This window comes from Kitasatospora sp. NPDC057512, from assembly GCF_042802135.1.
Taxonomy (GTDB): domain Bacteria; phylum Actinomycetota; class Actinomycetes; order Streptomycetales; family Streptomycetaceae; genus Kitasatospora.
Genome location: NZ_JBHVET010000472.1, coordinates 1 through 6878 on the forward strand (window position 1 = coordinate 1; position 6878 = coordinate 6878).

Consider the following 6878-nt stretch of genomic DNA (forward strand, 5'->3'; position numbering starts at 1 on the left):
CCGGCATGGTGCGAGAGCCCCGGCATGGCCCCGCCCCGAGACTGGTGGCCCGCCGCCGGCCAGGGGAGAGAGCGCATGGACGACCGCAGCCACCGAACCGCCCCGGCGCCCGCCCCCGCACCGGGGGTGACCCCGCGGGCCGGGGTCCTGGGCACCGCGCTGGCCGCCGTCCTCGCCTTCTCGCTCTCCTCCGGCTCGTGGCAGTGGTTCTCCACCTACCTCGGGCTGACCCTCCTCGCGGTGGTCCTCTCCTCCACCCGCCCGCCGGCCCGCGCGACGGACGCCGGGTCCGGCTACGCCCGGAGCCTGGCCGCCTACACGCTCGTCATCGGACTGTGCGTGGCCCTCGCCCTGGCCCCGGCGATGCAGCGCTGGTCCTGGCTGTTCCCGATGCCGGGCACCCGCCGCGACTGCCCCCGCCTGGGCGACTACGCCCGGCTTCAGGCCCAGGCCTCGCTCGGCGACCTGGCCACCCGGGACGGCGCCGCGCTCGCCGCCGCCCAGGGCGAACAGGCCCGGCACGCCGTCGCCGACTGCCTGTCCGCGACCACCACGCTCTGGCTGCCCGGGTACGCGCTGGCCGCGGCCCTGCTGGCGGCGCTCGTCGTCCGGCTGCTGGACCGCGGCCCCCGGAGACCGTCGCAGTCCGCCGAGGGCTGAGACGTCAACGGGGCGGACGGACGGCGCTCCCCGGACCGCTCCCGCACTCCCCGTGCCCCGGCCGGGTCTACCGGTCGAACATCCGCCGGACTATCGTTAGTTGGCGGAAGCTATCGAATTCCCCACGCCGACCCGCCGGCCGGCCCAGTCCCGGCCGGCCAGCAGGAGGCAGCGGTGGCGACACGACTCCCCGACGGCGGCAGGACCGGGCGGCCGCGGCAGGACCGTCACGGTGTGGCACCGGAGCACCCCCGGTACAAGTGGGTGGCGCTGTCCAACACCACGCTCGGCACCCTGATCGCCACCGTCAACGCCTCGATCGTGCTGATCTCGCTGCCCGCGATCTTCAACGGCATCGGCCTGGACCCGCTCCGGCCCGGCAACGTCAGCTACCTGCTGTGGATGCTGATGGGCTACATGCTGGTCACCGCCGTGCTGGTGGTCACCCTCGGCAGACTGGGCGACATCCACGGCCGGGTGCGGATCTACAACGCGGGCTTCCTGATCTTCACCCTCACCTCGGTGGCGCTCTCCCTCGACCCGCTGCACGGCGGGCCCGGGGCCCTGTGGCTGATCGGCTGGCGGGTCGTGCAGGCGGTCGGCGGTTCGATGCTGATGGCCAACTCGGCGGCGATCATCACCGACGCGTTCCCGGCCCGCCAGCGCGGCACGGCCCTGGGGGTGAACATCGTCGCGGGCATCGCCGGGTCCTTCATCGGCCTGGTCCTGGGCGGGCTGCTGGCCGAGTGGAACTGGCGGTCGATCTTCTGGGTCAATGTGCCGATCGGCATCCTCGGCACGGTCTGGGCCTACCGGTCGCTGCGCGAGACCGGGGTGCGCAAGCCCGCTCGGATCGACTGGTGGGGCAACATCACCTTCGGCGTCGGCCTGACCGCCCTGCTGGCCGCGATCACCTACGGCATCCAGCCGTACGGCGGCCACACCATGGGCTGGACCAACCCCTGGGTGCTGGCCGGACTGTTCGGCGGGGTGGCCCTGCTCGCCGTCTTCTGCCTGGTCGAGTCCCACACCGCCGAGCCGATGTTCCCGCTCTCGCTCTTCCGCGACCCGGTCTTCGCGGGCGGCAACGCGGCCACCCTGCTGGGCTCGATCGCCCGCGGCGGGCTGCAGTTCATGCTGATCATCTGGCTGCAGGGCATCTGGCTGCCGCTGCACGGCTACGACTACGCCGACACCCCGCTGTGGGCCGGGATCTACCTCGTCCCGCTGACGGTCGGCTTCCTGGCCGCCGGACCGATCGCCGGCTACCTGTCCGACCGCGCCGGGGCCAGGCTCTTCGCCGCCGGCGGACTGGTGGTGATGGCGCTGTCCTTCGCCGGGCTGCTCCTGCTGCCCACCGACTTCGGCTACCCGTGGTTCGCCGTGCTGGTGTTCGTCAACGGCCTGGGCGGCGGTCTGTTCGCCGCCCCCAACACCTCGCTGATCATGTCCAGCGTGCCGGCCGCGGCCCGCGGCGCGGCCTCCGGGATGCGGGCCACCTTCCAGAACGCCGGCATGGTGCTGTCGATCGGCGTCTTCTTCTCCCTGATGGTGGCCGGCCTGGCGGGCTCGCTGCCGCACACGCTCACCGCCGGACTGACCGCCCAGGGTGTGCCCGCCGCCGACGCCCACGCCATCGCCTCGCTGCCGCCGGTGGGCACCCTGTTCGCGGCCTTCCTCGGGTACAACCCGATCCAGCAGCTGCTGGGCCCGCAGGTGCTGGGGCAGCTGCCGGCGGACAACGTCCGGACGCTGACCGGTCGGGAGTTCTTCCCCCAGCTGATCTCGGGGCCCTTCCACGACGGCCTGGTGGTGGTGTTCTGGCTGGCGATCGCGATGTCGCTGGTCGCCGCGGCCGCCTCGCTGGTGCGCGAGCGGACCCGGCCCGCCGCCGCGCGTCCGGCCTCCGCACCGTCCGGCGCCGTACCGTCCGGTGCCTCACCCTCCGGCGCCGCGTCGACGGACCCCGGGCCGACGACCGGGCGGCCGGCCGCCGCCGCGCCCGCCCCCGCGCGGCCCGCCGCCCCACCGACGAAGGAGCCCGGGCCGTGAGCGCGGACGGCGGCGGCCTGTCCGCCGAGGCCGTCGTCCGGCTCCGGCTGGCGATCGGCCGGCTCAACCGCCAGCTGGTCCGCGCCTCCGGCGACCAGGACCTCACCGCCGCCCAGCTCTCCGCCCTGGCCCGGGTGGAGCAGCACGGGCCGCTGCGGCTCGGCGAACTCGCCGTACGCGAGGGCGTCGCGGTGCCGTCCATGGTCCGTACGGTCACCCCGCTGGTCGCCGACGGGCTGATCGCCAAGACCCCCGACCCGCTGGACGGACGCTCCCAGCTGCTCGCCCCCACCCCGCTCGGGCTGGAGACGCTGGCCCGGATCCGCCGCGAGCGCACCGCCCTGCTGGCCCGCCGCAGCGCCCGGCTCAGCCCCGAGCAGTGCCGCGCCCTGGAGGCGGCCCTGCCCCTCCTGGAGCTGCTGCTCGACGAGCCCGGCGCCCCCTGACCCGGGTCCGGAACGGCCCCGGTCCGCCGGCGGCCGGACCGCTACCGCCGCCCCGGCCAGGGCACCGAGGTCTCCACCCCGGCGGTGTAGTCGACGCCGGGAACGTCCCAGCCGTACAGCTGCCGGAACTGGTTGTAGAACCAGGCGGCCCCGGCCGGGTCGGCGGCCAGCGCGGCCGCCGGGTCGGCCCACAGCTCCCGCACCCGGTCCTGCACGGCGGGGTCGAGCTCCCAGCCGTCCAGACGGATACGGCCCCGGTCGTCCAGGGCGGGTTCCTTCGCGCCGGTCAGCTGCTCCCACAGGTCCACGGCCTGGTCGTCGGTGGTGCGCCAGCCGTCCTCGCCGAGCACGTTGCGCAGCAGCGAGGTGTAGAGGGCGATGGAGGGGATGGCGGTGGACGCCTGGGTGACGGCCGCGCCGGCGACGACGGTGAACGCCCGGCCGCGGTCGGCGAGCACCCCGGTCTGCAGCTCCCGGGCGGTGGCCTCCAGGTGCTCCTTGGCGGCGCCGATCGTGCCCTGCCGGTAGACCGGCGCGGTGATCTCGGAGCCGACGTAGGACAGGGCCACGGTGGTGAAGCCGGGGGCGAGCAGGTCCGCCTCGGCCAGCGCCCGCACCCACAGCCGCCAGTCCTCGCCGCCCATCACCTTGACGGTCGCCGCCCGCTCGGCCTCGTCGGCCGGGGCGAGGTCGACGGTGCCGACCCGCGGGGCCCCGTCGTCGAAGAGCAGGGACGGCGAGGTGTACGGGGAGCCGATCGGCTTGATCACCGAGTGGTGGACCTCGCCGGTGGCCGGGTCGGTGCGCCGGGGCGAGGCCAGCGAGTAGACGAGGTGGTCGACCGGGCCGTACCGCTCGGCGAGCAGCTTGAGCACCTCGGCGCGGGTGGCGTCGGCGTAGGCGTCGGCGTTGACGAAGGTGACGTCTCCCCCGCTGCCCTCGGCCAGGGCGGAGGTCGCGGCGGTGCGGTACCAGCCGGCGGTGGCGGTGCGCCGCTCGGTGGCGGCGCCCTCGTAGGCGACGCCGATCCCGCGGACGCCGTGGCGGCGCAGCCCGGCGAGCAGGATCGCCTGGCCGTACCCGGCGCTGGCGCCGAGGACCAGGACGACCGGGGCCCGGCCGGTCGCGGCCGCGGGCTCGATGCGCCGCCACTGGCGGTCGACGGTGGCCTCGCTGCCGGCCGGGTGGGAGTTGACGATCAGGTAGCCCCGCTGCTTGGGGGTGATCTGCTGGATGCTCACGCGGTGGCGCCCTCTCCGATCCGGAGATCGTGATCAAGGTGTCGGTCGTCCGGAGCCTATCCGCGTCGACCGGCGCCGCCCTTGCCATGCCGTCACGGAAGTCGCGGCCCGCGGTTGTCGGAGGTCGTCATTGCGGCGGACGCCCCGCTTGGGCTATTCCGGGCGGTCCGAACCGGCCGGTCCAGCCGCCAGACCACCGCGGTCCCGCTGCCGGCCGGGGCGACGGGCCGGGCGGCCGGCTCCCGGCGGAGTTCGGTGAAGCCCAGGCGGCGCGGGACGGCGGCGCTGGCGGTGTTGGCCCGGTCGTGCACGATCTCCAGGTACGCCACCCCGGGCAGGGTGAACACCTCCTCGGCCAGCGCCGCGACCGCCCGGGTGGCGAGGCCCCGGCCGGTGGCGGCCGGGTGCAGCCAGTACCCGACCCGCCGACCGCCGGGCTCGGCCGCGCGGGCGGCCTGGCACATCCCGACCGGAGCGCCGTCCTCGGCGATCGCGTAGGTGTACACCTCGCCGCTCTCCCACCAGGTGTCGCACCTGCCGAGGAGGGCGCGGGTGTGCTCCTCGTCGTGCCGGGCCACCCACGGCTCCCAGGGGCGCAGGTGGTCCAGGGACTCCTCGATCAGCGTGAAGGCCGCGGCGAAGTCCCGTTGACCCCGCCAGCGCCGCAGCACGAGGTCCCCCCGGTCGATGACGTTCCTCGGTTTCACCATGCGGGTCATGCTGCTGTCCGCGGGCGGCCCACCGCAACGGCCGCCCGTTGCGCCGTTGGAGTGCTCTGCCGCCGCCGACCGCGCTCGGCCGCTCCGCGCGCCGCACGGCCCACTAGGTTCCTGCCGTGGACGAAACCAGGGCTTCGAACGGGCACGAGCCGTCCGCCGGCGAGCGCGTCACGGCCCGCCTGGACGGGCGGCTGCCGGTCACGGAGGCGGGCCGGGAGCTGCTGCGCAAGGTGTTCCCGGACCACTGGTCGTTCCTGCTCGGCGAACTCGCGCTGTACAGCTTCGTGGTGCTGCTGCTGACCGGCGTCTACCTGACGTTCTTCTTCCGGCCGAGCATGAACGAGGTCGTCTACCAGGGCGCCTACCTGCCGCTCGACGGCGTCCGGGTGTCCGAGGCGTACGCGTCGACCCTGCGGATCAGCTTCGAGGTGCGGGGCGGGCTGATGATCCGTCAGATCCACCACTGGTCGGCGCTGCTGTTCGCCTCGGCAATCGGCGTGCACCTGCTGCGGGTGTTCTTCACCGGGGCGTTCCGCCGCCCGCGCGAGCTCAACTGGGTGATCGGGGTGACGCTGTTCAACCTCGCGCTGCTGGAGGGGTTCTCCGGCTACTCGCTGCCCGACGACACCCTCTCCGGCACCGGCCTGCGGATCGCCGAGGGCGTGCTGCTCTCGGTGCCGCTGGTCGGCACGTACCTCACCCTGTTCGCCTTCGGCGGCGAGTTCCCCGGGCACGACGTCATCCCCCGGCTGTTCACCGTGCACGTCCTGCTGGTCCCCGGCCTGCTGCTGGCCCTGATCGGGGCGCACCTGACGCTGGTGGTGGTGCTGAAGCACACCCACTGGGCCGCCCCCGGCCGTACCAACCGCAACGTGGTGGGGATGCCGTTCTTCCCCCAGTTCCTGACCCGCACGACGGGCCTGCTGTTCGCGGTGGGCGGCGTGATGGCGCTCTCGGCGTTCCTCGCCGAGGTCAACCCGATCTGGCGGTACGGCTCCTACCGCCCCGACGTGGTCGGGACGGGCGCGCAGCCGGACTGGTACATCGGCTTCATCGAGGGGGCGCTGCGGCTGATGCCGGCCGCGGAGACCAGGGTGCTCGGGCACACCCTGTCCTGGAACGTGCTGCTGCCCGCCCTGGTGGTGCCCGGCCTGCTGTTCGCGGCGCTGTACGCCTACCCCTTCGTCGAACGGTGGCTCGACCCCGACACCGGCGAGCACCACCTGTGCGACCGCCCGCGCAACAAGCCCACCCGCACCGCGCTGGGCACCGCCGGGATCACCGTCTACGCGGTGCTGCTGATCGCCGGCGGCAACGACGTGATCGCATACGCCTTCGGGCTCTCCGTCAACGCCCTCACCGTGGTGCTGCGGACGGCGCTGGTCGTGCTGCCGCCGGTGGTCTTCCTGCTGACCCGGCGCCTCTGCCTGGCCCTGCAGGCCCGGGACCGCGACCGGCTGCTGGACGGCGACGAGACCGGCCGGATCGACCAGGCGCGCGACGGCGGCTTCTCCGGCCACCACCGCCCGGTGCCCGAGGCCGAGCGGTACGTGCTGCTGGCGCGCGCCGAGGCGGAGCCGGTCACCGCCCCGCAGGGGGCGCCGCGGCACGAGCGGGTGCGCGCCGCGGCGAGTTCCTGGTTCCACCGCGACCGGGTCGAACTGCCCGCCACCGAACGGGAGTCGGAGCGGATCGCGGCCGTCCTCACCGCCCCCGCCCACCCCGCTCCCCCGGCCGTCCCGGCGCCCGGGGCGGGCCCG

6 protein-coding genes are annotated in these 6878 nt (G+C 74.7%); 4 read left to right on the forward strand and 2 right to left on the reverse strand.

From position 1 onward, the window contains the following. Nucleotides 1-75 precede the first annotated feature (75 nt). The 3 genes from ACFU6K_RS26560 to ACFU6K_RS26570 all read left to right on the forward strand — a co-directional run bounded on the left by ACFU6K_RS26560 (nucleotide 76) and on the right by ACFU6K_RS26570 (nucleotide 3158). Nucleotides 76-660 (forward strand): hypothetical protein, encoded by a 585-nt coding sequence (locus ACFU6K_RS26560; RefSeq protein WP_380667077.1) that lies wholly within the window; start codon nucleotides 76-78, stop codon nucleotides 658-660. Between the two features lie 234 nt (nucleotides 661-894). Next, on the forward strand, nucleotides 895-2712 hold the full coding sequence (locus ACFU6K_RS26565) for an MFS transporter (RefSeq protein WP_380667079.1): 1818 nt from the start codon (nucleotides 895-897) through the stop codon (nucleotides 2710-2712). Then, nucleotides 2709-3158, forward strand: coding sequence for a MarR family winged helix-turn-helix transcriptional regulator (locus ACFU6K_RS26570; protein WP_380667081.1), 450 nt, complete (start codon nucleotides 2709-2711; stop codon nucleotides 3156-3158). Before ACFU6K_RS26565 ends, ACFU6K_RS26570 begins: the two co-directional genes overlap by 4 nt. A 41-nt stretch (nucleotides 3159-3199) precedes the next feature. Here ACFU6K_RS26570 and ACFU6K_RS26575 read toward each other — a convergent pair whose 3' ends face one another. Next, nucleotides 3200-4399 (reverse strand): enoyl-[acyl-carrier-protein] reductase FabV, encoded by a 1200-nt coding sequence (locus ACFU6K_RS26575; RefSeq protein ID WP_380667083.1) that lies wholly within the window; start codon nucleotides 4397-4399, stop codon nucleotides 3200-3202. A 92-nt stretch (nucleotides 4400-4491) separates the two neighbouring features. Further along, entirely contained in the window at nucleotides 4492-5109 is a 618-nt protein-coding gene (locus ACFU6K_RS26580; RefSeq protein WP_380667085.1) for a GNAT family N-acetyltransferase, read from the reverse strand. Between the two features lie 125 nt (nucleotides 5110-5234). Here ACFU6K_RS26580 and ACFU6K_RS26585 point away from each other — a divergent pair. Continuing rightward, on the forward strand, nucleotides 5235-6878 hold a 1644-nt coding region (locus ACFU6K_RS26585), incomplete at its 3' end, for a cytochrome bc complex cytochrome b subunit (protein WP_380667087.1).

What these genes read in the sequence shown, in the direction of transcription:
- ACFU6K_RS26580 (WP_380667085.1), bottom strand. Translation starts at nt 5,109, where the DNA reads ATGGTGAAACCGAGGAACGTCATCGACCGGGGGGACCTCGTGCTGCGG.
- ACFU6K_RS26560 (WP_380667077.1), top strand. Translation starts at nt 76, where the DNA reads ATGGACGACCGCAGCCACCGAACCGCCCCGGCGCCCGCCCCCGCACCG.